Source organism: Acinetobacter sp. Ver3 (genome assembly GCF_000632455.1).
GTDB lineage: Bacteria > Pseudomonadota > Gammaproteobacteria > Pseudomonadales > Moraxellaceae > Acinetobacter.
In genome coordinates this window covers 1-377 of sequence record NZ_JFYL01000199.1, presented here as the reverse complement: position 1 = coordinate 377, position 377 = coordinate 1, and the positions used below count along the sequence as shown (strand labels likewise).

The window sequence follows — 377 nt, the reverse complement described above, 5'->3', positions numbered from 1 at the left end:
AAAACAGAAGCACAAACAAAAGTGACAGCGTTACCTGAGGCAGTACAAGCAGAAAAAGATGCGCTACAAGGTCGTTTAAATGATCTAGTCGACATCACCTTACCAGCAGTAAATGATGCAGTTGCAGCACTTGAAGAAGCGACAGAGGCAGTAGAGGCGGCTGAAGCAGCATATGCTGAGGCAGAGCAAGCACTAGCAGATGCCGAATCAGATGGTTTAATCACGCCAACAGAACTTGCTGAGCTGACTCAAGCACGTGATGATGCGTTTACTGCTAAAGAAGATGCACAAGCGAAAGTTGATGCACTTCCAGAAGGAGCAGACAAAGACGCGCTGGATGCACGCTTAGATGATCTAGTCGACATCACCTTACCAGC

1 protein-coding gene is annotated in these 377 nt (G+C 47.5%); it reads left to right on the top strand.

From position 1 onward, the window contains the following. Positions 1-377: GA-like domain-containing protein (locus tag CL42_RS17355; RefSeq protein ID WP_035271155.1), on the top strand; the 377-nt coding region annotated here is incomplete at both ends.